Origin of the sequence: Olleya sp. UBA1516 (genome assembly GCF_002323495.1) — a bacterium.
In the GTDB taxonomy this organism is placed as follows: Bacteria; Bacteroidota; Bacteroidia; order Flavobacteriales; family Flavobacteriaceae; genus Olleya.
Map to the genome: position 1 here is coordinate 92520 of NZ_DCQO01000011.1, position 25639 is coordinate 118158.

At 32.3% G+C, this 25639-nt stretch carries 20 protein-coding genes; 13 read left to right on the forward strand and 7 right to left on the reverse strand.

The window, feature by feature from the left end:
• Positions 1–29: 29 nt before the first annotated feature.
• Together B2989_RS07325 and B2989_RS07330 are read left to right on the forward strand one after the other, a co-directional pair.
• Positions 30–857 carry a hypothetical protein gene (locus B2989_RS07325; RefSeq protein WP_292946633.1) on the forward strand — a complete coding sequence of 276 codons (828 nt, stop codon included), beginning with the start codon at positions 30–32 and terminating at the stop codon, positions 855–857.
• Between the two features lie 62 nt (positions 858–919).
• Positions 920–1579: a TrmH family RNA methyltransferase gene (locus B2989_RS07330; RefSeq protein ID WP_292946636.1), complete on the forward strand. Its 660-nt coding sequence runs from the start codon at positions 920–922 to the stop codon at positions 1577–1579.
• Between the two features lie 79 nt (positions 1580–1658).
• Here B2989_RS07330 and B2989_RS07335 read toward each other — a convergent pair whose 3' ends face one another.
• From B2989_RS07335 to B2989_RS07355, 5 genes are all read right to left on the reverse strand, one after another.
• Positions 1659–2504, reverse strand: a complete 846-nt coding sequence (locus B2989_RS07335; protein WP_145002109.1) for a carboxypeptidase-like regulatory domain-containing protein — start codon at positions 2502–2504, stop codon at positions 1659–1661.
• 114 nt (positions 2505–2618) lie between these two features.
• Positions 2619–4496 carry a DEAD/DEAH box helicase gene (locus tag B2989_RS07340; RefSeq protein WP_145002108.1) on the reverse strand — a complete coding sequence of 626 codons (1878 nt, stop codon included), beginning with the start codon at positions 4494–4496 and terminating at the stop codon, positions 2619–2621.
• A gap of 318 nt (positions 4497–4814) precedes the next feature.
• Positions 4815–5390, reverse strand: coding sequence for a non-canonical purine NTP diphosphatase (locus B2989_RS07345; protein ID WP_145002107.1), 576 nt, complete (start codon positions 5388–5390; stop codon positions 4815–4817).
• A gap of 33 nt (positions 5391–5423) precedes the next feature.
• The gene (rlmH, locus tag B2989_RS07350) at positions 5424–5897 is read right to left on the reverse strand and encodes a 23S rRNA (pseudouridine(1915)-N(3))-methyltransferase RlmH (protein ID WP_145002106.1); all 474 of its coding nucleotides are present in this window, start codon (positions 5895–5897) and stop codon (positions 5424–5426) included.
• A gap of 31 nt (positions 5898–5928) precedes the next feature.
• Complete coding sequence (locus tag B2989_RS07355; protein WP_145002105.1) at positions 5929–6705, reverse strand: hypothetical protein; 777 nt, start codon at positions 6703–6705, stop codon at positions 5929–5931.
• 198 nt (positions 6706–6903) lie between these two features.
• Here B2989_RS07355 and nadC point away from each other — a divergent pair, with 198 nt between their 5' ends.
• Genes nadC through priA form a run of 4 tightly spaced genes read left to right on the forward strand, consistent with a single transcriptional unit; the run spans position 6904 to position 11635 of the window.
• Positions 6904–7764 (forward strand): carboxylating nicotinate-nucleotide diphosphorylase, encoded by an 861-nt coding sequence (gene nadC / locus B2989_RS07360; protein WP_292946643.1) that lies wholly within the window; start codon positions 6904–6906, stop codon positions 7762–7764.
• Positions 7765–7800: 36 nt separating this feature from the next.
• Positions 7801–8730, forward strand: a complete 930-nt coding sequence (locus tag B2989_RS07365; RefSeq protein ID WP_145002103.1) for a YihY/virulence factor BrkB family protein — start codon at positions 7801–7803, stop codon at positions 8728–8730.
• A gap of 2 nt (positions 8731–8732) precedes the next feature.
• Complete coding sequence (locus B2989_RS07370) at positions 8733–9152, forward strand: DUF2147 domain-containing protein (protein ID WP_292946648.1); 420 nt, start codon at positions 8733–8735, stop codon at positions 9150–9152.
• 29 nt (positions 9153–9181) lie between these two features.
• Complete coding sequence (priA, locus tag B2989_RS07375; RefSeq protein ID WP_292946651.1) at positions 9182–11635, forward strand: replication restart helicase PriA; 2454 nt, start codon at positions 9182–9184, stop codon at positions 11633–11635.
• Positions 11636–11709: 74 nt separating this feature from the next.
• Here the strand turns inward: priA and B2989_RS07380 are convergent, their stop codons facing one another.
• Entirely contained in the window at positions 11710–12405 is a 696-nt protein-coding gene (locus B2989_RS07380) for a LytR/AlgR family response regulator transcription factor (RefSeq protein ID WP_145002100.1), read from the reverse strand.
• A 212-nt stretch (positions 12406–12617) separates the two neighbouring features.
• Between B2989_RS07380 and rpsF the strand changes: the two genes are divergently transcribed.
• The 7 genes from rpsF (at position 12618) to hisS (ending at position 19948) form a co-directional block, all read left to right on the forward strand.
• On the forward strand, positions 12618–12956 hold the full coding sequence (gene rpsF / locus B2989_RS07385) for a 30S ribosomal protein S6 (protein ID WP_145002099.1): 339 nt from the start codon (positions 12618–12620) through the stop codon (positions 12954–12956).
• A gap of 2 nt (positions 12957–12958) precedes the next feature.
• On the forward strand, positions 12959–13255 hold the full coding sequence (gene rpsR, locus B2989_RS07390) for a 30S ribosomal protein S18 (protein ID WP_028281796.1): 297 nt from the start codon (positions 12959–12961) through the stop codon (positions 13253–13255).
• A gap of 13 nt (positions 13256–13268) precedes the next feature.
• Positions 13269–13712, forward strand: coding sequence for a 50S ribosomal protein L9 (gene rplI, locus B2989_RS07395; RefSeq protein ID WP_145002098.1), 444 nt, complete (start codon positions 13269–13271; stop codon positions 13710–13712).
• 129 nt (positions 13713–13841) lie between these two features.
• Positions 13842–16958 carry a TonB-dependent receptor gene (locus B2989_RS07400; RefSeq protein ID WP_292946658.1) on the forward strand — a complete coding sequence of 1039 codons (3117 nt, stop codon included), beginning with the start codon at positions 13842–13844 and terminating at the stop codon, positions 16956–16958.
• A gap of 87 nt (positions 16959–17045) precedes the next feature.
• Positions 17046–17984: a glycerophosphodiester phosphodiesterase family protein gene (locus tag B2989_RS07405; protein ID WP_292946661.1), complete on the forward strand. Its 939-nt coding sequence runs from the start codon at positions 17046–17048 to the stop codon at positions 17982–17984.
• Positions 17985–17989: 5 nt separating this feature from the next.
• Positions 17990–18457, forward strand: coding sequence for a DUF6495 family protein (locus B2989_RS07410; protein WP_292946664.1), 468 nt, complete (start codon positions 17990–17992; stop codon positions 18455–18457).
• A gap of 120 nt (positions 18458–18577) precedes the next feature.
• Complete coding sequence (gene hisS / locus B2989_RS07415; protein WP_292946667.1) at positions 18578–19948, forward strand: histidine--tRNA ligase; 1371 nt, start codon at positions 18578–18580, stop codon at positions 19946–19948.
• A 259-nt stretch (positions 19949–20207) separates the two neighbouring features.
• Here hisS and B2989_RS07420 read toward each other — a convergent pair whose 3' ends face one another.
• Complete coding sequence (locus tag B2989_RS07420; RefSeq protein WP_292946670.1) at positions 20208–25577, reverse strand: LamG-like jellyroll fold domain-containing protein; 5370 nt, start codon at positions 25575–25577, stop codon at positions 20208–20210.
• Between the last annotated feature and the right edge of the window lie 62 nt (positions 25578–25639).

Sequence of the window (25639 nt, forward strand, 5' to 3'; positions counted from 1 at the left end):
TTAAGTTATTCATTTTAAAAAATTAATCCATGAAAACCCTCAAGTATCTTTTTCTTTGTATTTCTATTACATTATTTACCAATTGTTCTGATGATGATGCTTCAGAACAAATAACATCTATAGCTTCAGAAATTTTTAATATCGAAGCATTTGGTGATTCTAATATCTTTGGAACAATAGAATATTTTAAAAATTCCAACAGTACAATAACTATCGAAGTTAATTTGGTTGGAACCGAAACTAATCAGTTTTATCCTGCCAAAATCGCTTTTGACACAGCAGCAGATTATGATGGTGCAAATAGCCAAGTAGCAATAAATTTAGTTCCTATTGATGGTAATTCTGGAAAAAGCAGAACCACCTTTTCTAAACTAGAAGATGGTACCACGATATCTTATGAAGCCTTATTAGACTTTGATGGAAATATTGTGATCAATCAAAGCGAAACAAGCAACGTTATTGTAACACAGTCAGATATTGGTCAAAATATATTAACAACAAATACTTTTAGTTATCCTTTAAGCGAAGTTGATGTAAGTGATATTTCTGGAACCATAACCTTTACTGAACGCGTTAATGGAGAAGCTCTTGCTGAAATATCTTTAATAGGAAGTCCTGAAGGAGGTGTACATCCAGCACATATCCATTCAGGAAGTGTAGCAACAGCACCAGGAGCTATTGCTTTTACATTTAATCCTGTAGTTTCTAGAATTAGTAAAACTAATGTGGCACAATTAGATAACGGTACACCATTTGGGTTTGACGATGTTTTTACTGTAAATGGATACGTTAATGTGCACTTAAGCGCAACTAATTTAGGGGTTATACTAGCACAAGGTAACATAGGAGCCAATTAATTATAATATTAAACTATTTAAAAACCTGATGCTAATACCATCAGGTTTTTTATTTTTATACCATGATAGACTTACAATTATTACAACATCTAGAAACCTATTTAACAGACCATAGATTAGCACGTTTTAAACAAGTTTTAGATCAACGTACAAAACATTTTACTGTCGCAACAGAAGATGTTTACCAATTACACAATACTAGTGCTGTCATGCGTACTTGTGATGTTTTTGGCTTACAAGAATTAAATATTGTAGAAGAAACTAATAGTAAAAGTATTGATGGTGAAATAGCCATGGGAGCGCAAAAATGGGTAGACTTAAACCGTTTTGATACTGTAACAGATTGTATTAAAAACTTAAAACAAAAAGGGTATCAAATTGTAGCAACAACACCACATACAGATGATTGTGATTTGTATGATTTTGATGTCACTAAAAAAGCGTGTTTTTTCTTTGGAAGAGAAACGGAAGGCTTATCTGATGCTGTTTTAAATCAAGCAGATAGCTTTTTAAAAATACCAATGGTTGGTTTTACTGAAAGTTTAAACATATCTGTTAGTGCTGCAATTATTTTACAACATGCAACATCTAAATTAAAAAAAACAGATATTAATTGGCAATTAACTGAAGATGAAAAGTTAGAAAAAAGACTAGATTGGTGTAAAAAAACAATTAAGAGTTATGACGACATAGTTGCGCGATTTTACAGCGACAAATCGTGATTGACTTTGATTTAGTATATAAAAAAAGCTCAAATTAATTTAATTTGAGCATTTTTGTATTTCTTGTATAATAGTTTAATTATAGTCTTTTTTTACGACCACGATTTAAAACCTTATATTCTTCATAACACTCACTAATAGCATCTAATATTTGTAAGTCGTTAGCTGTTGTTACAAACTCTTCAGAGTAGTTACATTGGCTAACAATTTCGTCTAAATCAATTTTATTAACACCAAGTAATGCTATCAACATTTCTCTGTCAAAGCGTGTAGCTAACGTGTTGCGTATATTATCATCCTCTTTCATTTTTTTTAGCTTTCTAAGCTCTTTCCCTTTATTACTAAAGGTGTTGTATAAAAAGTCAAGCGGATTAAATATTGATCCTAAAACCTTAGTTACAGCACTAGGTTGCTTTTTTCCGGCTTCATAACCATTAGAAAGACCCGAAATACTATATCTATAATTTGTGTTTATATTTACTTGCTTAATGTCTACTTCTAAATAACCTGTTAACTTTAATCCAGTAACAACAACTTCTTCTAGAGCTAAAGCTAACTCTGTTAATGTAATAGTAGATTTTTCGATTTGATCAACCCAGTCATTGGTTACTTTAACTTTAATGGATTTAAAACCTAAATAGGATAGGTGAAGGGTATCATTTGCTTGTGCACGCAATTCAAATTCACCTTTATCATTTGTAGCTGTACCTATAACTTGATTTAGATTAACAATGTTTACGTTTTCTAAGGGTTGTCTTGAAGTGGCATCAATAATGATACCTTTGACAGTAGATTCTGCTTTTACAGCAGTAGAGTCAATACTTTTTTTGATAGAAGTTACTGCTTTTGTGTTTTCTTTTTTAGTTTGAGAAAAACCAAAAGTTGTGCTTAAACCAACTAGTAAAATAAATAAGTAGTACTTCATGTATGAAATTTCAGTTATAAAAATAACAAAGAAAACGCTATAAATAGCGTCTTCTTTTATTTTTGACTAAATATTAACAAAAAGGTTTAATTTTAAGTTAACTAGTAGGTTGTATTAATCTTTACGTCTAGAGCGTGTAGGTCTAGAGTGCGAGGTTTTAAACTCTGATTTATCTCTGTTAGAACGACTAGATCTCTCAGAACTACTATCGCTACTTCTGCGTCTGTCACTTCTGTTACCAGAACTGTCATCGCTTCTTCTAGACGATCGTCTTTCTCCTCTTGGTTTATCGTCACGACGTCTTCCGCCACCACTTCCACCATCGCGACGTCTTCCGCCACCTCCACGGTTTCTATCACGACCACCACGACTTCCGCCTCTGTCTTCTGTAACTTCTACATTAACAAAACGTCCGTTGTCCTTGTAGTCTGTAAAAAATGCTAAGACTTTTTCTTGGTGTTCTTTTTCAGTATTAAAGAAAGAGAATGTTTCTTTAACATCAACTTTAAATACATCATCACGACCTAGATCTAAAACTTCTTTTAAGAAATCTTTTAATTTCATCCAGTCATAACCATCTTTTTCTCCAACGTTAATAAAGTAACGTGCAGCACTTCCAGAGGATTGTGATCTTCCTTCACGACCACCATCACGTCCAGAGTCTCCAGCTGTAACGTTTAGGTTTTTAGATTTTTGATAGTAATTAAAGAAACGTGTAAACTCTACAGAAAAGAATTTTTTAATTAACTCTTCTTTAGACGTATCAGCAAACAACGTGTTGATGTCCTCTAAATACTTGTCAATTTCGTGATTAATTTCTGTGTTATGTATTTTGTTTGCTAAAGACATTAATTGTACTTCGCAAATTTCCATTCCGTTAGGAATTTCTTTTAATTCAAATTTTTGATTGATAATACGTTCGATACTTTTTAAACGACGTACTTCACTTTTTGAAACAATTACCATTGATACACCAGTTTTACCTGCACGACCTGTACGACCAGAACGGTGTGTGTAAGTTTCTATTTCGTCACTTAATTGGTAGTTAATTACGTGTGTAATATCATCTACATCAATACCACGTGCAGCAACGTCTGTTGCAACAAGCATTTGGATTTGACGAGATCTAAATTGTTTCATGACAATGTCACGTTGGTTTTGTGATAAATCACCATGTAATGCTCCAGCACTATAACCATCTTCGATTAAGTTTTCTGCTACTTTTTGAGTATCACGTTTTGTTCTACAAAATATAACTGAAAAAATATCTGGATTAGCATCTGCTAAACGTTTTAAAGCTTGGTAGCGATCACGTGCATTTACTAAATAGTATTCGTGCGATACGTTATCTGTACTTTGGTTTTTATGACCAACAGTAATTTCTTGTGGGCTGTTCATAAAATCTCTTGCAATACTTGCCACTTCTTTTGGCATAGTTGCAGAGAATAACCACGTGTTTTTGTCTTCAGGAGTACCAGCTAGAATATCTGTAATATCTTCTTTAAAACCCATGTTTAGCATCTCATCTGCTTCGTCTAAAACAGAATATTGAATTTTAGTAATATCTACTAAACGACGGTTGATCATATCTTTCATACGACCAGGAGTTGCTACAATAATTTGTGCACCTCTTTTTACTTCTCTTGCTTGATCAGTAATGCTTGATCCTCCATAAATAGCAACAACGTTTAACCCTTTAAGGTGTTTTCCGTAGGCTTTCATCTCGTTAGCAATTTGTAAACATAGCTCACGAGTTGGAGATAATATCAACCCTTGTGTAGTACGGCTGTCTACATCAATTTTTTGTAACATTGGAAAACCAAATGCTGCAGTTTTACCAGTTCCAGTTTGCGCTAACGCTACTAAATCTGTTTCTTGGTTTAATAAAATTGGGATTGCTTTTTCTTGTACTTCAGATGGTGTTTCAAAACCTAAATCTGCAATACCTTTTAATAGATCTTCGTTTAGACCTAAATCTTGGAATGTGCTCATTCTTTTATAGTATGTATTTCAATGTCAATCTGTTTGGTGTTACAAATAGAAGCGCATTGAATATACTTAACCTAAACTTCTAATAACACATCCTCTCTCTGAGGAATAAAATAACCCTCTTGGGTTTTTCAAGGTGCAAAGGTACGTTTTTATTTCTGATATTCAATTTTTATTATTTTATCCTCTGCAAGTGCTGTAAATAAAAGGCGTAAGTGTTATTATGACTATGATAAATGAATTGCAAACAGTAGTGAAATTAACCTTGAAAAGATAATTATTGGCTTAATTGAATTCAATTTTTTAAATCTTGTAACCTATTTAAAGATTATTAAGAAAATTGACTAATAATTGTACTGCTTTACCACGATGTCCAATGCTGTTTTTTTCTGTTAATTCCATTTCGGCAAAAGTGTATGTGTATCCATTTGGTTTAAAAATTGGATCGTAACCAAAGCCTTTTTCTCCATGCTTAACTGTAGTTATTTCGCCTTTACAAATACCAGTAAACGTGTCTAGTTTGTTATTTATGTGTAACGCAATGACTGTTTTAAATTGTGCGTTTCTATTATTTTTATCTTTAAGATTGTTTAATAATAAATCCATATTATCACTGTCGTTGCGTTGTGGTCCAGCGTATCTGGCACTAAAAACACCAGGTTGTCCATTTAACGCATCTACTTCTAATCCTGTGTCATCTGCAAAGCAATCATAACCATAGTTTTGTTTTATATATTCTGCCTTTTGTATAGCATTACCCTTGATATCTGGTTGGGTTTCTGGTACATCCTCAAAGCATCCAATATCTTTTAGGGTAAGTAGTTTTATGTGCGCAGGAATTAAAGCTTGGACTTCTTTAACTTTATTTAGATTATTAGTAGCAAAAACAAGTTGCATGTATATAATTTTTGATTATTAATTTAAATTTATTTACCTATGATGGTATGGTTCGTTCCTTAAAATGGTAAAGCCACGATATAATTGCTCGATTACAAATAGACGTACCATTTGATGAGAAAATGTCATTTTAGATAGCGATATTTTTCCTTGTGCTTTGGCATAAACTTCTGGGCTAAATCCATAAGGACCACCAATTACGAATACTATTTGTTTTGCTCCAGAATTCATATGTTTTTGTAAATAATCTGCAAAACCAACGCTGTCAAATTGTTTGCCATTTTCGTCTAGTAATATTAAAATATCTGTAGGTTTAAGTTTGCTTAAAATTAGTTCGCCTTCTTTTTGTTTTTGTTGGTCTTCGCTAAGGTTTTTTACTTTTTTTAAGTCTGGTATAATTTCTAAATCAAAACCTATATAAAAGCCTAATCGCTTTGTATAATCATCAATTAACTGTTGTAGTTGTTTATTGTCTGTTTTGCCTATAGCAAGCAGTTTGATAGTCATATGTTAATTTTAGAATTAGTTTGATGTATTACTAAAAGCAGTGTTTGCTGTTATGGTAAAATTCATATTTACTAAATATACCTTTTCCTTCGGTAAAATTTTTAGTGTTAGACGCTTCAAGGTCGGCTTTAAATTTTGTCCAATCGTCTGTTTTAAGTAGTTTTTCAAATCTACTATTTGTCAGATGTCCACCACTTAAAAAGTATTCGCCATCAGATTTAATTATTAGTAGGTTATAATTATTCTGAACGTCAAAAAACTTGTTTTTAAAAGCACCTTGATCTTTAATCCATTCAAAATCCACGTAAGTACTTAAAGCGTTTTCTTCAGTTTTGTACATATGAACAAAATCTAATGGATAGCGTTTTTCGTATTTTTCAATACATTTTTCTCTTCTTTTTTGCCAATCGGCTCTTTCTTCTTTAAATATGTCTTCATTAAACGGATGACTTTTTACTTGTCTTACATAAACTTTGCCTGAACTTCTTTTAAAAGACTCTGTTATTTTGTGTTTAGCATGAATTTTCTCTGCTCTTTCAAATCCAAAAATCGAATCATAATATTTTATAACAATATATTTGTTTTCCTTAGTGTTATTAGACTTGGATTGTATTAAGGTTTTAATTTGATCGTATTCATCAACCTTTAATTTGCCAAAACGATACATTGGAGAAAGCTTGTTTACAGTCAAACTATCTGTTTTGTATTGTAAACATTTTTTTGTAATCCCTTTACATTTTTTATAATAGCTAATAGAATCCATTGTTGTAAAATCTTCATCAATGTAAACTGAGTTTTGACTAAGCATAGCAGTGCAAAAAAGAAAAATTAATAGCAGTAAAAAAGTAGAACGATTAAACATAATTGTATTATTTAGGTTTGAGGCTTACTAACTTAGTTTTGTAAGTTGTTAAAGGTCAATAGTGATAGATTTATTTTCAAAAATAATGTTTCTTAAATAATTATTCAACAAGCATTTGTTATTTTTACATCAAATAAGAAACACATGATAAGTCAAGCCCAATTTGATAAAGAAATAGATTTAATCATTACCAACGCGATTAGAGAAGATGTTGGCGATGGTGATCATAGCTCATTATCTTGTATTCCTGCTACTGCAGAAGGTAAAGCAAAATTGTTAGTTAAAGACGATGGTATTATTGCTGGTGTCCAGTTTGCTAAACAAGTATTTAAATATGTAGATCCAAACCTAGTTGTAGAGACTTTGATTGAGGATGGAAGCAGAGTGAAATATGGTGATATTGTATTTTATGTTACAGGTGCATCACAATCTATATTAAAGGCAGAACGCTTAGTATTAAATGCTATGCAACGTATGAGTGCTATTGCAACAAAAACAAGACAATTTGTAGATTTGTTAGAAGGCACAGGTACTAAAGTTTTAGACACACGTAAAACTACTCCAGGTATTAGAGCTATTGAAAAATGGGCTGTAAAAATTGGAGGAGGAGAAAACCATAGATTTGCACTTTATGACATGATTATGTTAAAGGATAATCATATAGATTTTGCAGGAGGCATTACAAAAGCTATTGATAAAACAAAGCAATATTTAAAAGAAACCAATCGTGATTTAAAGATAATTGTAGAAGCTAGAGATTTAGACGAAATTAAAGAGATTTTAAAATCGGATGGCGTTTACAGAATCTTGATAGACAATTTTAATTACGAAGACACTAAAACAGCAGTTAAATTAATTGGTGATCAATGTTTAACAGAAAGTTCTGGTGGTATTAATGAAAAAACGATTAGAGAATATGCCTTATGTGGTGTAGATTTTATCTCTTCTGGTGCATTAACGCACTCGGTTTATAACATGGATTTAAGCTTAAAAGCAGTTGATTAATACTTCCTGTAACAGTACAATAATTTTATCTAAATAATGTCTCAAGCAATAGAAGAAAAGCTTAGTAAAATCCCTGTGGTTAACCTTTTGGTTAAGCTATTAGGTAGGTTTAAACTGCCTGGACTAGAGGGTTTGTCATTATACGATTTAATAGAGTTGTACATAATTGGTATCGCTAGAGGAGCCTTAACAGCACGAGCAAGTGCAATTGCTTATAGCTTTTTTATGGCGTTATTTCCGTTTTTGTTATTTGTAATTATTGTTATTCCTTATATTCCAATAGAAGATTTTCAAACAGATTTTTTGGTGTTTTTAGAGTCTATTTTACCGCCAACCACATCAGATTTTTTCTCGGATAATATATTTAACAATATTGGCGGAAATCAAAATGGAGGATTATTATCATCCGTATTTTTATTATCCATTTTTTTAATGGCTAATGGTATTAATGCTTTGTTTTCTGGGTTTGAAAACTCGTATCACGATCAATTAACACGCAATGTGTTTAAACAGTATTTTTACGCATTAGGCATTGCGTTAATTTTGTCATTTTTACTAATTATAACCGTTGCTGTTTTAGGTTATTTTAATATCTATGTAATAGATAATTTAACCAATCATGGTTATATTGCCAAAAGGCAAGTTAGTATATGGAGTACTTTGGCACAATACGGATTTTTTGTCGTCATGGTATACATAGCAACAGCAGTGTTGTACTATTTTGGTACAGCAGAAGGGAAGTCGTCTAAATTTTTCTCGATTGGTGCATTATTTACCACCATTTTAATTTTAGTAACCTCCTTTTTATTTGGTGTTTATATTGAAAATTTTGCTCAGTATAATGAGTTATATGGATCAATTGGAGCACTATTAATTTTATTATTTTATTTATGGCTTAATGCTAATATTTTGTTATTGGGTTTTGAGTTAAACATGTCTTTAAAACAACTACGTAAAAGTTTTTAATTATGAAAAAGAGTATCATTATTGTAATAGTATTAATCTTTGGTTTTTCAGTAAACGCACAAGATATTTTAGGTAAATGGAAAACCATTGATGACGAAACTGGAGAGGCTAAGTCTATTGTTCAGATTTACAAAAAAGACGGAAAGGTCTTTGGTAAAATTATCGAGATTTTTAATAAAGATCGACGTGACTTACCTTGCGTAAAGTGTAAAGGTGACGATTATAATAAGCCAATTTTAGGTTTAGATATTATTAAAAGTATGACCAAAGATGGTAAATACTTTAAAAACGGAACTATCGTAGATCCGCAAAATGGTAAAGAGTACGATTTAAGACTAATCGTAACAGATGAAGGAAAACTTCAGGTTAGAGGCTATATTGGTTTTTTCTACTCGACACAATATTGGGAAAGAATACAATAATATATTAATTAAACACAACAGCCTAACCATTGCATTTTATAGATGTCATACTGCCAATACCATTAGAAAAACGTTTTACATATAGTATCACGCAAGCAGAAAGCGAGTTTTTAACTATTGGTATGCGTGTGTCTATCCCTTTTGGGAAAACAAAAATTTACACAGGTATTGTCGCTGCAATACATCAAACAGCACCTGTTATATATGAGGCTAAAGAGATTCATCAAATTTTAGATGAACAACCCATTGTAACCCAAACACAATTACAATTGTGGCATTGGATTGCTAAATATTATATGTCTACAGAAGGCGAAGTAATGCGCGCAGCTTTACCAAATGCTTTTTTGCTTGAAAGCGAAACTATAATAAGTAAAAACAATGCTTTAGATTTAAATGAGAACGATTTAAAAGACGACGAGTATTTGATTTACGAAGCATTGCAGCATCAATCGTCGCTTAAAATTCAGGATATTTCTAATATTTTGGATAAAAAAAATGTGCTACCTGTTGTTAAGCGATTAGTAGAAAAAGAAGCCATTATTTTAAATGAAGAAATCTACGATAAGTACAAACCAAAATATGTTAGGTATGTTAAGCTAACAGAAGCATACAGCTCTCAAGACGCTTTAAATCAATTATTAGAAACGTTAAGTAATCGAGCCAAAAAGCAACGTGACGTTGTGCTTACATTATTTTCTATTTCGGCAAAGACCAAAAAACCTGTTAAAGTAACAGATTTGATTACAGAAAGTCAAGCGTCATCTGCAACCGTAAAGGCTTTAATAGATAAAAATATTCTGGAGGATTACCATATCCAAACAGATCGCGTCGTTTATGATGGTGAAGATACAGAGGATTCAAAAGCATTAAATCAGTATCAAACTGAAGCATTGCAAGAAATTCAGACCAGTTTTCAAATACAAAATGTTGTGTTATTACATGGTATAACATCTTCCGGTAAAACAGAAGTATATGTAAAACTAATAGAAGCGGTTATAAGTAAAGGACAACAGGTGTTGTATTTATTGCCAGAAATAGCATTAACAACTCAATTAGTAACACGACTTCAAAATTACTTTGGAGAGCAAGTTGCAGTGTTTCATAGCAAGTATTCTGCTCATGAGCGTGTCGAGGTTTATAACCAGGTGCTAAATAATTCCGCGAAAGCGAAAATAATTTTAGGAGCACGATCGTCCATTTTTTTACCATTTAACGATTTGGGTTTAATTATCGTCGATGAGGAGCATGAGTCTTCCTTTAAGCAGTTTGATCCAGCACCACGTTATCATGCCAGAGATGTCGCTGTAGTTTTAGCTTCAATATTTAAAGCAAAAACACTACTAGGAAGTGCAACTCCAAGTATTGAAAGCTATCACAATGCACAAGAAAAAAAATACGGTTTAGTCGAAATAAATCGACGATACAATAATGTGCAATTGCCTGATATCGAGCTTGTAGATATTAAAGATAAGCAGAAACGGAAAAAAATGAAAGGTCATTTTTCTGATAGATTAATAGAAGAAATGACTGAAGCTATTGCAGATGGACATCAGATTATATTGTTTCAAAATAGAAGAGGATATTCTCCAATTGTAGAGTGTAATACGTGTGGACATTCGCCACAATGCCCTAACTGTGATGTTAGTTTAACGTATCATCAATACCGCAAACAATTACGTTGCCATTATTGTGGTTATAATAGTGCTATGCAGCTAAAATGTATGGCGTGTGGTACACCAGGTTTAGATACTAAAGGTTTTGGTACAGAGCAAATAGAAACCGAAGTCAAAGTGCTGTTTCCAGATCTTAAAGTAGGTCGTATGGATTTGGATACTACAAGAGGTAAGTTTGGTTACGAAAAAATTATTACAGCGTTTGAGCAGCAAGAAATTGACGTTTTAGTTGGTACACAAATGTTAACTAAAGGACTTGATTTTAGAAACGTAAAGTTGGTAGGAATTATGAATGCTGACAATATGTTAAACTTTCCGGATTTTAGAGCGCATGAAAGGAGTTTTCAATTAATGTTACAAGTTTCTGGTAGAGCAGGACGTACCCAAAAACAAGGAAAAGTATTAATCCAGACGTATAATCCTTACCATAAAATTTTGCAACAAGTATCTACCAATGATTATATTGGAATGTATAAGGAGCAACTGGAAGAACGTTATAACTATAAATACCCACCATTTTACAGATTAATTAAAATTACGATTAAGCATAGGGATTATAATAAGGTAGATTTGTCAGGAGATTGGCTAGCAAAAGCATTAACACAGTTGTTTAAGCATAATGTTTTAGGACCAGAGTTTCCGCCAATATCAAGAATAAGAAACCAATACCATAAAAACATTTTAATAAAGATTCCGCAAGGTCAGCCCTTAGGTAAAACTAAAGAAGCTATCAAAAAAGTACATACTAGTTTTGAGGCTATTGGTAATTTTAAAGGTGTTAGAGTTGTTATTAACGTCGATAACTATTAAGTTTAATTAACTACTAGGTATAAAAAAAACCTGCTTTTAAAAGCAGGTTTTTTTTAGGGCATTTTATTTTGTGATTAGATACTGTTTAAAGCATCTACTAATTGTGTTTTTTTATTTCTACTTAACGGGATTTCATAAGCACCAACTTCAACATTTTTACTGTTAAAGCGATCAACCTTGTCAAGGTTTACAATGTAAGACTTATGGATTCTTAAAAACTTACCGTCAGGTAATTCGCTTTCAAAAGCTTTCATTGTAGATAATACCACTAAGCTTGTATCCTCAGTAACTAGTTTTACATAGTCACCAAGTGCTTCAATCCATTTAATATCTCTAATATAAACTTTACGCTTTTTAAGATTACTCTTAACAAAGATATGTTCTCCTTCTTCTTGGTTATAATCTAACTTTAATTTATGATGCTCTACAGCTTTATCTACAGCTTGACTAAAACGTTCTCTAGTAATAGGTTTTTGTAAATAATCAGTCGCATCATAATTAAATGCCTTAAAAGCGTATTCTGTTTTACCTGTAACAAAAACAATTTGGGGTTTATTGTTAAGTACGTCCAGTAATTCAAAACCATTTAAAACAGGCATCTCAATATCTAAAAAGATAAGATCAACTTTGTGGGTATTTAAACCGTTTTTAGTCTCTAAAGCACTGCTATATTCAGCAATTAAATTTAGATGATTATTATTCTCTATTAATTTTACAATAGAAAGTCTTTGTATCGCTGAATCATCAACTACTACACAATTTAATATCATAGTATATGTTCTTTATAGGTTAAGTTATCGACAATAGTACAAAAAAAAGGGATTAAAACCAAAAAACATCGCTAAAATGTAACTTTTAACATTTAGTTAAGACTTTTAATTGGCTGTAAATTAAGTTTAAATTTAGATTAAAAACTATTTGTGGGATTAAATAAAAAGAAGTATTTTTGCACTCATTTTTAACACAAATAAATTAGATTTTTATGAATCATTATGAAACTGTTTTCATCTTAAATCCCGTTTTATCTGAAACACAGATAAAGGAAACAGTACAGAAATACGAAGAATTTCTTGTATCTAGAGGAGCAAAGATGGTATCAAAAGAAGATTGGGGACTTAAAAAGTTAGCTTACCCAATACAAAACAAAAAAAGTGGATTTTATCACTTATTTGAGTACCAAGTAGAAGGAGAAGTAATCAATCCTTTAGAAGTAGAGTTTAGACGTGATGAGCGTTTTATGCGTTACTTAACTGTAACTATGGACAAACATGCAGTGTCATGGGCGGAACGTAGAAGAGTTAAACTTAAACAAAAAGCGTAATTATGTCAAGTATAGAACAACAATCAAAAGGAAAAAAAGAAGGAGAAATTAGATATCTTACTCCTTTAAATATTGAAACTAACAAAAACAAAAAGTATTGTCGTTTCAAAAAGTCTGGTATCAAGTATGTAGATTACAAAGATGCAGATTGGTTATTAGGATTTGTTAACGCTCAAGGTAAAATTTTACCAAGACGTTTAACAGGTACGTCATTAAAGTATCAAAGAAAAGTGTCTGTAGCTGTAAAAAGAGCACGTCACTTAGCTTTAATGCCATACGTAGCAGATTTATTAAAATAAAAATATCATAACAATGGAACTTATATTAAAACAAGACGTTGAGAATTTAGGATTTAAAGACGATGTTGTAACGGTTAAGAACGGTTATGGTAGAAACTTTTTAATCCCTACAGGTCATGCTGTTTTAGCAACAAAATCTGCTAAAAAAGTATTAGAAGAAACTTTAAAGCAACGTGCTTACAAAGAGTCTAAAGAAGTTGAAGAAGCTAATAAAGTGGCTGAAGCAATTAAAGCTTTAGAAATCAAAATCGCTGCTAAAGTTGGTCAAGGAGACAAATTATTTGGATCTGTAAACAACATTGACGTTGCTGAAGCATTAGCTAAAGAAGGTCAAGACATCGATAAAAAATACATTTCTGTAACTACAGTTAAGCGTTTAGGTAAATATAACGCAGCAGTACGTTTACACAGAGCTGTAAATGTTGATTTAGAATTTGAAGTTGTAGCGCAAGCATAACTTAGATTTGTTAACAATACGTTAATAAATTATATCATAATATTAAAGCCACTCTATTTAGAGTGGCTTTTTTTGTTATATTTTTGTTAAATATTATGCACGCATAATGTCTAACAAACACACAACACAATGAAAAAACTAAATTTAACTATAGCTTTATTGCTATTTACAGTATTAAGTTTTGCGCAAGTTACCACAGCTAATATTAAGGGACTTATTACAGAAGATGCTAATATGCCATTATTTGGAGCTAATGTTGTTGCTATCCATGAGCCAACAGGAACAAAGTATGGTGCAATTACAAATTTGGATGGTCGTTACAATTTACTTAACCTTAGGGTTGGAGGACCATACAAAGTATCTATAACCTATGTTGGTTTTAAAGATCAAATTTTTTCTGATGTATATTTAACATTAGGTAAAACAACAAATTTAGATGCGGTTATGAGTTCTAGTGAAGTATCGCTAGATGAGGTCGTAATTACAGGATCGTCTTCCGGAACGTTTGGAAGTGATAGAACAGGAGCAGAAACAAGTGTTGGACGACGTGAATTAACTACGTTACCAACAATTTCTAGATCAGCTTCAGATTTTACAAGGCTAGAGCCTTCATCATCAGGAAACTCTTTTGGAGGTAGAAACGACCAGTTTAACAACTTTACACTGGATGGAGCAGTATTTAATAATCCGTTTGGATTAGATGCAGCAACTCCTGGAGGTCAAACCGACTCGCAACCAATATCTTTAGATGCTATCGATCAAATACAAGTATCATTAGCGCCTTACGATGTGACATTATCTGGATTTACAGGTGCTGCAGTAAATGCAGTAACAAAAAGTGGAACTAATGAGTTTCATGGTACAGTTTATGGTTTTACAAGAAATGAAGACATGACTGGTGGTAAAATAAGAGGAGAAGACGTGTTTCAATCAGATTTAGAGCAAAATCAATACGGAATTAGTATTGGTGGTCCAGTAATTAAAAATAAATTATTCTTTTTTGCAAACTTTGAAAAAGATGAGCGTTCAGATTTAGGAACAAACGGATTTGCTCCAAATAGAGGTACAGGTGCAATTAATGAAAGTCGAGTAGAATTAGAAGACTTATTAACTGTACAAAATGCATTATTGGATTTAGGATATGATCCAGGAAGATTTGAAGGATTTAATTACGACTCAAACTCTACTAAAGGGTTATTTAAATTAGATTGGAATATTAATGATAATAACCGTTTAGCGGTAATTTATAATTTTTTAAATGCCTCTAAAGAAAAGCCAGCCCATCCATCTGCATTAGGATTTAGAGGTCCTAATACTAATACACTACAATTTGAAAATACGGGTTATGAGATTAATAACAATATACAGTCAGTACAAGTTGAGTTAAACTCTACTTTATCAGGAAATGTGACTAATAAATTTCAAATGGGTTATACGCATTTTGATGACTTTAGAGACGCATTATCTTCGCCAGCACCAACGATTACAATTACAGATGGTGGATCAAACTATATAATTGCTGGTCATGAGCCATTTTCAATTAATAATAGATTAGACCAAAAGGTGTTTCAATTTTCTAATAATTTAAATTATGTAGAAGGTGATCATACATATACTGTTGGTTTTTCATATGAAAAATTTCAATTTGATAACTCTTTTAATTTAGGTGCTTATGGTGCACAAGGTGTTTTCTTCCCAACCACAACAATGGATGATTTCCAAAACTTTGTGGATTCTGGTCAATTACAAAATTTATTTAACGAAGCAGCTGCTGCAGATGCAAGTTTACAAGCAAACGGAGAAGGTGTTGCAGGAGGATTTGCTCTAGCAGAAACTAATGTTGGACAATTAGCATTTTATTTACAAGATGAATGGAATGTTACAGAAAACTTTAAATTAACCTATGGTGTAAGATTTGACAAACCATTATTTTTTGATTCTTCTACTAAAGCACAAGAGGTTATTGACAGAGCATGTTGTTATTCTCCAGGTATTGAGTATATCAATCCAAATACAGGAGAAGGTGTGTTTTTAGATAACACTAAAATGCCTTCAAATAAAGTATTAATTTCTCCAAGAGTTGGTTTTAATTACGATGTAAAAGGAGATAACAGCTTTCAAGTACGTGGTGGAACAGGATTATTTACAGGTCGTTTACCATTTGTATGGTTAGGTAACCAAATTACTAATCCAGAAGTATTCTTTTACCAAGTAGTAGATCCTGATTTTAAATTTCCACAAGTATGGAGAACAAATATTGGTACAGATTACAGATTTGAAAACGGTATTATAGCAACAGGAGATATCTCTTACACAAAAGATATTAATGGAGCGCATGTTCAAAATTGGGGACTTCGTAATCCGTCAGGAACATTAAATGCTCCAGGAGATACAAGACCAATTTATACCTCAGGAGACATTATTAATAATGCTTACGTGTTTACAAACTCAGATAAAGGACGCGTTTGGAATTTTACAGCAAAAGCGCAAAAAACATTTGATAATGGATTGTATACAACTATAGCATACAACTATTTAAATTCAAAAGACGTTAACTCAATCGAGGCAGAAATCACTGGAGATGCTTTTGCATTTAACCCAGTAGTTGGTAATGCTAATAACGACGTGTTGTCTTACTCTAAATATGGAGACACACACCGTTTTATTGGTGTAGCAAGTAAAAAGTTTACTTATGGTAAAGACAAATGGGCTACTACAATCTCTACATTTTTTGAATATGCACAAGGTGGACGTTTTAACTACACCTATGGTGGAGATTTAAATGGAGATGGGTCTAACTTAAATGATTTATTATATGTTCCAACTTCTTCAGAGTTGCAGCAAATGCAATTTTCTGGAGCAGGACAAGCAGAAGCTTTTGAAGCATTTATCCAACAAGATGATTATTTAAGTGATCGTCGTGGAGATTATGTAGAGCGTTACGGAGCATTAGCACCATGGAGAGGACGATGGGATTTAAAATTATTACAAGACTATAAATTTAACGTTGGTGGTGATAATTATAATACAATCCAATTTAGCGTTGATATTTTAAACTTAGGTAACTTATTAAATAGTGATTGGGGAGTAGTACAACAACCAACATCTGTACAACCAGTTGGTGTAGATGTAGATGCATCTGGAGTACCAACCTATACATTTACAGGTGTAACCGAAACTTTTTCATACGATACAAGTCTTTTATCAAGATGGCAAGCACAATTTGGAGTTAGATACATTTTCTAGTCCATACGTCACAGATATTTTTTAAATTTGCGCTCCTTTATAGGAGCGCATTTTTTTTACACTAAAAAATACAAAAAATAATACTCAATGAAATTATTAAATCGCTTTCGCGGAAATCAAGCCATTAAGCCACTATATTTTTTACTAATTGTAATTAGCTTTATATCGTGCAAGAATAATAAGCAAGAGGTAACGGTTGTAAATGAAACAGCAGTAACAACGCCAACATCAAAACCTTCGGCTTTAATTAACGCTTTTAAATATACACCAGACCAAGATGTTATTATTAGTGTGCATAGAGGAGGTAAAGGGTTAAAATATTATCCAGAAAACTGTTTAGAAACCTTAAAGTATATTAATGATAGTATACCTGCTATTTATGAAATTGATGTCGCACAAACTAGAGACAACGTATTAGTATTAATGCATGATAATACATTAGAGCGTACAACAACTGGAACAGATAGATTAAATAAATATACATTTGAAGAGCTTCAGGCTTTTAATCTACAAGATGATTACGGTAATGAGACTACTTTTAAAATTCCAGCTTTAAAAGACGTTTTAATATGGGCTAAACAAAACAATGTTGTGTTAACTTTAGACAAGAAAAAAAGCGTGTCTTTTGATGCTATTGTAGCATTAGTAAAGCAAGTAGAAGCAGAAGATGTATCAATAATTATAACTTATGATATGGAGCAAGCAACAGAAGCACATAAATTAGCACCTAATTTATTACTATCTGTTTCTGCCAGAAATCAAAAAGAATTAGATTGGTTATTACATTCAAGCATACCAACTCAAAATATGTTAGCCTTTACAGGTACTAAGTTATCACCAAATGACTTTTATAAAACAGTACAATCTCATGGTATTAAAACTATTTTAGGAACTTTAGGTAACTTAGACAAACAAGCTCAAGCTAAAGGAGAAGTACCATATACCATATGGAAAGACAAAGGAATAGATGTTTTTGCAACAGACAGACCTTTTGAGGTCGCTAAAGCGTTAAATATTAAGAAATAGAAAAAATGAAGTATTCTAGACTTACAAAAGAACAATTTGAAGAATTACATAAAGAGTTTATAAACTTTTTAGCAACACAGACCATTACAGCAGACGAGTGGGAAACCTTAAAAAAGGATAAACCAGAAGTAGCAGAACAGGAGCTAGATGTTTTTAGTGATTTAGTTTGGGAAGGTGTCTTAAACCAAGTAAAGTATGTGGAGCAAATATCTGCACACAACTTACATTTATTTACTTTTAATGACGACCATATGCACGTCATAGGTATCAAAATAGATGGTCCAATAGATGTAACTACACCAGATGGTTTTAACTGGTTGCGCGAAAATTTAATGGACGAAACAGTAACCTTTACACAAGGTAAAAAAGACTATTCTGAGGATAAAAACTTAGATAAATTTAAGCTTATTCAATCAGGAAGTGCTATTACAAAAGGAGAATTGTATGAGTACATGAACAAGTTAATTAACTAAACAAGTCCTGAAAACAGTAGTTTAAAAAATAAATTAAAACCACTATTTTTGTTATTCTGTATAAGTACAGAATACGTTTAAAGTAACACAAATAAAACCCTTTTAATAAAAGGAATATATATGGCACAAAAACCAAGTATACCAAAAGGAACAAGAGATTTTAATCCAGAAGAAGTTGCAAAACGTAACTATATATTTAGTACCATAAAATCACAATTTCAACGTTTTGGATTTCAGCCAATAGAGACGCCAAGTTTTGAAAATTCTGATACCTTAATGGGTAAATATGGAGAAGAAGGTGATCGTTTGATTTTTAAAATTTTGAATTCTGGTGACTTTTTATCAAAAGTAGACGAGCCATTATATGCTTTAAAGGATTCAGGAAAAATAACACCAAAAATCTCAGAAAAAGCATTACGTTACGACTTAACAGTGCCATTTGCTAGATACGTAGTGCAACACCAAAACGAAATAGAATTTCCGTTTAAACGTTATCAAATGCAACCTGTTTGGCGTGCTGATAGACCACAAAAAGGACGTTTTAGAGAGTTTTATCAATGTGATGCAGATGTGGTTGGTAGTGATAGTTTATGGCAAGAAGTAGAGTTTGTACAGTTGTATGACAACGTTTTTACAGCTTTAAAGCTAGAAGGTGCTACAATTAAAATTAACAATCGTAAAATATTATCTGGTATTGCTGAGGTTATTGGAGCAAGTGATAAGTTAATCGATTTTACCGTTGCTTTAGATAAATTAGATAAAATAGGAGAGGATAAGGTAAAAGAAGAAATGCTTGGTAAAGGTATTTCTGAAGACGGTATAGCTAAGCTTCAACCTTTGTTTACTTTAAAAGGTGATTTTGGGTCGCAAATAGAGAGTTTAAAATCTATTTTAAGTACCTCTGAAGAAGGTCAAAAAGGAATAGAAGAGTTAAGTTTTATTAATGAGGCTATAACTGCATTAGGTTTAAAATCTGCTAAATTACAGTTAGATGTAACCTTAGCTAGAGGTTTAAATTATTACACAGGAGCTATCTTTGAGGTATCTGCACCAGAAGGTGTAGCAATGGGATCTATTGGTGGAGGAGGTCGTTACGATGATTTAACAGGAATATTTGGTCTTAAAAATGTAAGTGGAGTAGGCATTAGTTTTGGATTAGATCGTATTTATTTAGTTTTAGAAGAATTAGGTTTGTTTCCAGAAACTATTACAAAATCTACAGAAGTATTGTTTATTAACTTTGGTGATAAAGAATCCTTATTTAGCTTAAAAGCAATTAAAGCTTTAAGAGAAAATAATATAAATGCCGAGTTGTATCCTGATAGTGCTAAAATGAAAAAGCAAATGAATTATGCTAATAAGCGTAACATACCATTTGTTGTTTTAGTAGGAGAGGAGGAACTTAAAAATAATCAGTTCACTTTAAAAAATATGATTTCAGGGGAACAGGATAAAGTAAATTTAGAGGTACTAATTACTAAGTTGAAATAATTGTTTCTTGGATTTTTCTTTAGACATAATTATCGATTTTGTTCTTAGATTTTCAGGTCAAACTATAAGATGGTTGTTTTATCTAGGAAAAATTAAGTTTAAAGATTTAAATAACAGTGTTTATAATTATATTTTGTCAGTACTTTTTATTCTGGTAATAGTCATTATTCTTAATGCTTAAATAGTATAAAATTAAAAAGCCGAAACATATGTTTCGGCTTTTCTTTTTAGTGAATTATAAAATGATTTGGGGCAATACTTATTCGACTAAAACTTTCTTTGAAATTTCACCTTCGCTCGTTTTTAATTTGATGATATAATTTCCAGTACTTAACTCGCCAGAATTTAATTCTATATAATCTTGTGTATTTATATCCTTAAAGTTAGTGATGTGCTGTCCTAAAATATTGTACAAATTAACAGACGTAATGGTGTTTAACTTAGGGTTATTAATAACAATGTGTTGTAAGCTGTTAGAGTAGTAGACGTTAATGTCGTTCTCTAATTCAGTATCCTCTACACTTAAACTTTCTTGTTGGTTGTTAAATACCAATTCAAATCTGTTACTATGTTCTCCTGCAGGTAAATTAATTATAAAATCACCTTGTCTTAAATCATGATAAGTAGCATTTAAAACATCGTGTAAGTAAATGTCAAGGCTATTTGGTACGTTTTCTAAAGCGTCTAAGGTAAGTGTATTATCACCAGCTGCATCTGTAATTAGATCTATTGGTAAAACCGTGTTTTGGTCAATAACATTTGTCCCTTGTATGATATAGTTATTGTTGTCAATAGTCCAATACATATCATCCATTTGAGCGTCTTTTTTCTCACCATCATACGCCCAATCATATCCTGGAGTCGCATGACTGTCTTGAGTTACTAGCAATTGTCTGTGTATTCCGTTAACAGAATTTAATCCTAATCTAATTTTTAATCTAGAGTCAGAGTTGTAATTATCTGCTACAGAGTTTTCAGAAGACATTCTAACAAACACAGATGATGATCCTTCTTTTTCAAAAACACGTTGGTTATTAGTAAATCTTAGTGTACCTGTATTTTCACTTTTTACAAAAAATCCTTGTGCAACCGGAATATAGCGACCTGGAAGTTTAGAAGGTGTACCACCTGTTGCTACCATAGGATCATTAGTACCATAACTTGCAGCAGGAGTTGCACCTGATAAATTATAGGTTGCATATCCACCTTGATAATCTGCTAGATTATGAGAGCCTCCTCCCCAATGTTCCCAAAAATATAATGTACCAGTCGTTCCTCCTGCTCCTAATATTGTTGGTGCATTATCCATAATAAATTGATGAGCATCTATTGCAGATGCATATGGATTACCAATTAAATATTCGTTTGAAGCAGTTATAGGCAAAGTTATATCACCATTATTTGGTTTTCCTTGTAACACATAATTTTGTTCTAAAGCTACATTTCCGCTTGTGTTTGTAACACCTTTCATTGTAAAGCCTTCACCAATTTGTAAAGATCCTGTACTTCTTACATGTTGCCAATCAGCATAAGCACCAGATTGGTTAGCGTATTTCCATATCCAATAATCTGCAATACCAATTGGTGTTCCAGAAGTACCATTATAACTATTAGTAATAAAGTTGATATTAGTTGGAGCAGCAGGATTGGTACCATCTTTATAAATTGTTGGTAATGTGTAGCTGTTATTATTTGTAGTTGCATTGCTAGTTCCAACAGGCGACGACCAATAGTTATAGGTGTATAAATCCTGAGTACCTTGTTGGTCACGCTCTAATGTTCCTGAACTTGTAACATCTAGATCACTATTTAATGTTTGGATTAATTGTGATTCGCCTTCTAAATCTATCTTACCATCTAATTTTAAATAGTGTGTAATAGTCAAACCGTTACCTTGATTTAAACTGGTGTCACCATTGGCAGTTAGTTTATTACTTTCTACAAACAAACCTAAAACTGTTCTGTTTTGATTATTTCCAGAAGGAAGCGTGTTGTTATCTAATGTTAAATTATGGTTGGTTTTAACAATATTCCAATCTATAGTTACACTAGGATCAACAATACTAGCTGTTCCAGGCATATATAACTCGGCTCCATTAACCCAAGTACTGTTATTATCCCAACTACCATCACTTGAAGTGTTATAAGGTAAAGGAGAGGATTGGTACTCTAAAGTAAATTGATTAGGGTCTGTTAGACTACCTCTGTTACCATTACCAGAGACATCGTTAAGATGCGTTCCAATATAAGAATTCATGTTGTAATAAGCCTCTAGATTAGACCAGTCAACAACTTCAATATCATTTTTAGTAATTGCATTTGGGACTACAACACCATTTACAACAGTGCCTGCTTTTTGCAATTCTTGATTCATGACATATCGTAATTGAGTCAATGTTAATGCTTGGTCCCAAATTCTGATTTCGTCAATATCTCCTTTAAAAAAGTCTAAAATATTTAATTTGTCAATATAAATTGCACCAATAGCAAACTCGGCACCATTAGGTGTTGGATTGACAATGGTTTTTGAATTATCTAAAACTCCATCAATATAAAGACTAGCAATGTTGTTATCGTAAATTACAGCTACATGATGCCAAATATCGTTTGGTAAAGTTGTAATAGAATTTATTCGGTCTGTTGGATTGTTTCCTATTGAAAAACTTACAGTATTATTATCTGTTAAGAAAAATTTGTAACCATCTACACCATCATTTTTTGCAACTATTGTTTTGTCGCTAGCTAAGTTGTTAGAACCTTCAGGTTTTACCCAAGCCGAAGCAGTAAAGTCACCAGCTAAATCTACTTTATTACCTACTAAAGTAAAATTATCCACACCATCAAATCCTAAATGTCTAGATTTAACCTCTTCGTGTGCCACACCAAAAGTAAAATATTTAGTACCATCAAAATCATAAGTACCTTCTCTAGTGCCTTGACCGTTAAAACTACTTGGGTCTAAAAATACCGTTTGTAAGTTAGTTGTAAAACCAGCATCATCTGATACAAGCATAACATAAGCGTCATTTCCTGTTAAAGGTGGTAATCCGGTTAAATCAGTATCAAATACAGATACCTCGACCGTTCCAATATCATCTCCAGCAGTTTCTACAATTTTCCATTTTCTGTTCATTACATCTGTAATAGTTGTAATAGTAGCAGGTCCTAAGCTTACTGTAACAGAAGCACCAGAAGTATTGGTGTTTTGACCATCATTACCCCAAACTAAAAACTCTTTATCAGTACTAAATGAGCTAGAGTTTAAGTTGTTTGTTAAAGCTGTGTTAGTTAATGATATAGCAACAATGCTAGGGTTGTTAACGCTTTTAGATTGTTTTTGGATTAAATCCGAATCATCATCACGTCCAATTCCTGCAATATCATAATTAAAACCAGAATTTGCAGACACATCCCAAATTACGTTTCCATTGGAATCTACATAATCCTGAGACGTACCATTAATACCTAAGGTAACGCCATATTTGATAGCTAAATAGGATTGGATTTTATTACGTTCGTCTAATAAGTTAGCATCATTTTTTCTTGAAGAAAAAGAGATGATTTCTACAATTCTAGCGTTAGTAGCAGCCTCATAACCTTCGCTTCTTCCAATCCAATAACGCGAATCATTAACATTAGAAAAATCGGCAACGTCATTGTGCACTGTTGCTACATTATTAGCATTATAAAACAACTCTTGTCTAGTTGCAGCAGTATTGTTTCTAGCATTTAAAATACCAACATTATTATAATTTGTAGTCGTATTATTATCTGCGACACCATAACCTGTATATGGAGCCGAATTAGTTGTTGGTCCAACGCAATAGGCAAAAACCTCATTAGTAAATCTAGCCGAATAACGACCATATCCAAAACCTGTAACGTCTTCTGTATCTGTTGCTAAATCTTCGTCACCACAGAAAATGTCCATGTTTCCAAAAGAGGTGTTAATGTTGTTATCAGGTAAAACAACAGCAAACATATCCTGAGTGTAAAAACCAGAATCACTCTTTAAAAAGTCTCCATTAGTATTGTCAAAAGAGTAGTCATTATCTGTAGGAGCTAAGCTGTAAGAACTATCAAAATCTACAACAGCATTAAAGTTAACATTATAACTAGGATGATCTCTGTACGTAGGTTCTTGTCCAGCCATGTTTACTGTGGCATGATTAGTATTAGCTTGATCATACCAAGTTGTTAATGGTTGGTTGTCGCTAAGTCCTGCTCCATCATTTGCTTTTAACCACGTTTCAAGATTAGATGTTACACCTCCAGGACCTTGTGCTAAAGGCGTATTTCCATAACCCTGAACGTAAAAAGTATAAGGATTTTCATTGGAATCGTCATTAGCAATAGTAATTATTGCAGATCTTAATCCATTTGAAGAAGGATCAAAGGTGATGCTAAAAGTTGTATTACTTCCTGAGGCAATTGGAGTAGTTGGAATACTAGCTAAGGTAAAATCCGAAGCATTTGCTCCAGTTATACTAACATAAGGTAATCCACCTGTTAATGATAAAGGTAGTGTACCATCGTTGTTAATAATAAACATATTTGTATTACTACCAGAAGCAACATCAATAGACCCAAAATCTGTGTCATCTGTTGTACTAGGTGTATTATCTCCACTATTAATTGTTGTACCATTTCCTGTAATATTAATTTCAGGTAGAGGCGTAGTAACCGCAGTTAATGAAATATCATCAATAGCCATATCACTTCTGTAATCATTTCCTGTGTTTCCAGAAAATCTTATATTAATAGATTGCCCAACATAAGCGGTCAAGTTTATTGTAACTAAAACCCATGGAGATCCATTATTGGTTTGTACTTGATTACTTTGTGACCAAAGATTAACTGGGTATGTTGTACCACCATTTGTACTTAAATCTACATTTAGGGTTCCCATGTTAGCACCATACATATGATGGTAAAATGAAAATTGAGCAGAAGTCGCTCCTGTTAAATCAAAGCATGGACTTAATAAGTTTGCTGTTCTGTTGTTATTGCTAGATGCTTCAGTATATAAATACCAATTTCCACCATTAGCATTTGAAGGTCCAGTATTACTAGATGGTGTTCCTGTTGAGTTTCTTGTCCAATTTAAATTTTCACTAGTATCCTGTGTCCAACTTCCTAAACCAGATTCAAACCCTTCGTTATAAGGAAAACTACTTACTATAGAAGAGCAACTAGTTGCACAACCTCCAGATACATTGAAAAATTGAGTAACACCTCCTGGTGTTGCTCCATTACCTGAGTTTGTTAATACAGTGGTACCACTAGATGTAATGGTTATATTAGATGTCGTTCCATTCCAACCATCATTATAAGTATCATAAAGTACTGCGTAATAATTAATACCATCTGCTATACAGCCTAAATCTAATGTAGTACTGTATGAGTTATTAGCACTACCGTTATATCCATTATCAATAGTAGCTAATAAAGTGCCTCCAGGATTATAAATTTCAACTCTGTTTTCAGAGGACCAACTTGGCCAATTTACAGAGACTTGTACTATAGATGTCTGAGCAAACGTATTACATAAAGTAAATAGACTTATCAGTAATATATGTTTCTTACTGAATAAGTTAGCTAATAAAGCTTTAAAAGTAAAGGTTGTCATAAGCAGGAATGTGTTTAGTTTGGGGACTAATTCAAAATTCGAGGTAAAACTATCGCTTTATT